Genomic DNA, 2,949 nt, shown 5'->3' on the forward strand with positions numbered 1-2,949 from the left:
CCACATAGGCTTGAATCAGGTCGAGGTTTTCATTCGTGTTGGTGACGACCATCTGAGGTGTTGGAGGGCCATAGTAGGCGGCTGTTCCTTCCGGAAAGGTGATGCCTGCTTCTTCCAGAATGACTCTTGCTGTTTTGCGTTCTAACTTGCCATCTGCGGAGGTCGAACCTCCACCTGCCGAGAGAAAATCGGGGGGGACACGAAAGCTACGAGTGTGGATGGCTTTGGGGTCGGTGGTGGGCTTGGAATCAGGTGTGGGTTCTGCCATTGCAGGGTGTGTCTTCGGGACTTGAGGCACCACATCGCATTTCAGAAAGGTGACCCAGAGCAGGTCAGTTTTGCCGAGGCCCATGGATTTGTTTATGGAGACCAGCTTGGTGCTGCCTTTGGCGAGGCTGATGCCGGTGGTGGTTTTGTGGATGTTGAAATCGGTGGCGGGGATGTCGAAGGGCTGCTGTGAAGCGGGATCTCGGAAGTGAGCGCGGCGCATGATGGGCGGCGTGGGATGGAGTTCGTGGCTGAAAATGAGTTCCACCGTGCGTGAGTCGGCTCCGGTGGTTGGTTCGATTTCGAGGATGGAACCGACCCGCCGTGTGGCGAAGCTTAGGCTGGGGCGACCCTGGGCATCGGTGACGAAGCCGTCGAGATAGCGATACTCGCAGGCGGCGTGATGGTTGACTCGTGTGCCGGATTTGGATTCGACGAAGGTGCTGTTGATGAATTTTGCCTCGCCACGGGCAACGGCGGAATCCACGGCGGCGAACATGGCGGAATCATCGGCGGAGGCGAGTGTCTGGCGGGTGAGATCGCGCAGGAAGGGGGCGGGGGCCTCCAGGGTGTGGAGTGTGAGGGCGATGGTTTTGGGGTAGAGGGAAAGCTGTTGGTCAGTGATCGCCATGATGAATGCGATGTTGTCGGGCGTGTTCACGCAGCGCAGGATGCCGTCGCGATGTTCGAGGATGGAGCCTGAGGGAAAGGTGACGCCAGATTGAGCCATCCAGGTCTGGAGAGTGAGGCGCTTTGTGCCATGGAGCACTGGCTCAAACAGGCCCTCTGGCGCATGAAGGGTGGCGAAGATCATGCCGGGTGGGACGGAGGAGGGTGGTGGGACTTTCGGCTGCGATGGGGGGACGGCTTCAACACGGCGCAGAGAGGCGGTGAGAAATACGGCGCAGAGGATGTCTGCGCTCTCCTGCGGCGTGCCGATGGGTTTGGTGACGGCGATGAGCTTGGTGGTGCCAGCGCGGATGCTGAGGCCGGTGGTGATTTGCGTGCCTGGAATGTCGGTGAGGGGAAACTCTGCCGGGTGGCCGGTGAGTGGGTCGTTGACACTGACCTGGCGCTGGGTCGGAGGTGCGGCATTGAGTGCGAGACTGAGTGTGGTCTCGATGGTGGCTCCATCGGCGCCTACCGTGGGTTCGATTTCCAGATACAGGCCGATTTTGTTCGTCTCTTTGGCGACGGAGGCGCGGCTTTTGGCATCGAGCGTGAAGTCGGTGGGGTGGCTGTGCTCGCACACGGCTTCGAGGACGGCACGGGTGCCGGATTTGGTTTCAAGAAAGGCATCGCCAACGATGCGGACATTCGAGTCGGGTTTTTTCGCGTGATCGAGCAGCGTGGTGAATGCGAGCGATGCATTGGCGTTGTGCGAGGCCTGCGCATTGGCCTCGCGGATGAGTTCGCCCGGGCCTTCGATGACGGTGAGGGTGTAGGCTACTAGGGCGGGAGCAAGGTGGCCTGTTGCCGTGTAAGCTTCGACGAGGTCGAGATTGGGCAGGGTGTTAGTGACGGTGAGCTGGCTGGTGAGAGGATTGAAAATGGCGCCGCTTTTTTCGGGGAAGGGGACGCCAGCCGCTTCGAGGATTTGCTGGGCGCTTTTCCACAGATGTATGCCGTCAGAGGGGCTGGGGGCGGGGGGAGACGATGCGAAGGGATCGACAACCGCTGGCTCGTCAGGCTTAAGCTGGCCGAGGGAAAGGAAATCTGGCGGGACTTTGAAGGTGCGGGTGATCAATGGCAGCTTCTTCGCTGGCAGGGGCTCATGATTCGCGGCGTTTAAAGACTCAATATGCTTCTTCAGGCGTTCGAGGTTCTCTTCTGTGTTGCGGCACACAATTTCACCCACTGGGCCACGAGACACTGAAGCGCCTTCCGGGAAGGTGATGCCAACTTCTTCAAGCAATTGCTTGAGCGTTTTATTCTGGACTGGTTGAGGACCGAAGGGATCGGGGCCGAGTTTGGTGCTGTCCAAATCGGATTGGGAAAGAAAAGCTGGCTGAACCTTGAAGGAACGAGTGAACATCTCCTGCTTCTCGGCATGCAGTACAGAGGTGAGGACGAGTAGGAGCGCCAGGAGGCGACAGAGGCCGTGCATGACGGTGAGACTACGGGATGCGGCGGCGGGATGTCGAGAGGGATGTTTGGAGTGCGACGGTGCTGGCGGAGCCAAGGTGTGGCGGGGCTGGTTGCAGACGCTGCTGGTGGGCGTGGGATGCGGCGGAGCGCTGGATTTGCTTCCCGGATTGTTGGTGGAGGTACCCAGGGAAGCACTCGCTAAAGCTCGGCATCCCTGGGCTACAATCCGCAGCCCATTCAGGGCTGGTGTGTGGCGGGACGAAGCGACGAAAGAGCGCCAAAAGGCCCTTACTAAGCGCCATGGATTCAGATCCTTTTTCAACTGTGCGTGGTTTGAGTCACCGAGGCCGTCGAAAGCGGTAGCTGCGTTCGCGACTCATTGAGCAACCGCACTCCAAATGGGCGGCGTTCCTGATGCTGGCGGTGAATGCGATGGCGCAAAAAAAACGCCGCGCTGGGGACAGCGCGGCGTTTGGAGTGAGTCTGAGCCCGTTGCGGTGCAACTGGACAGTTATTACAGGGTCTGGTGGATGCGGCCTAGGGCCATGAGGATGTAGGTGGTGGTGAGGATGGGGTCGGATTCCATCCAGCGGC

At 59.7% G+C, this 2,949-nt stretch carries 1 pseudogene; it reads right to left on the reverse strand.

Going from position 1 to position 2,949, the window contains the following annotated elements:
- Nucleotides 1-2,374, reverse strand: a pseudogene (locus PSV43_RS15855) (hypothetical protein); the annotation flags it as partial.
- Nucleotides 2,375-2,949 lie beyond the last annotated feature (575 nt).

The sequence above is a fragment of the Prosthecobacter sp. genome, assembly GCF_029946185.1.
Classification (GTDB): Bacteria; Verrucomicrobiota; Verrucomicrobiia; order Verrucomicrobiales; family Verrucomicrobiaceae; genus Prosthecobacter.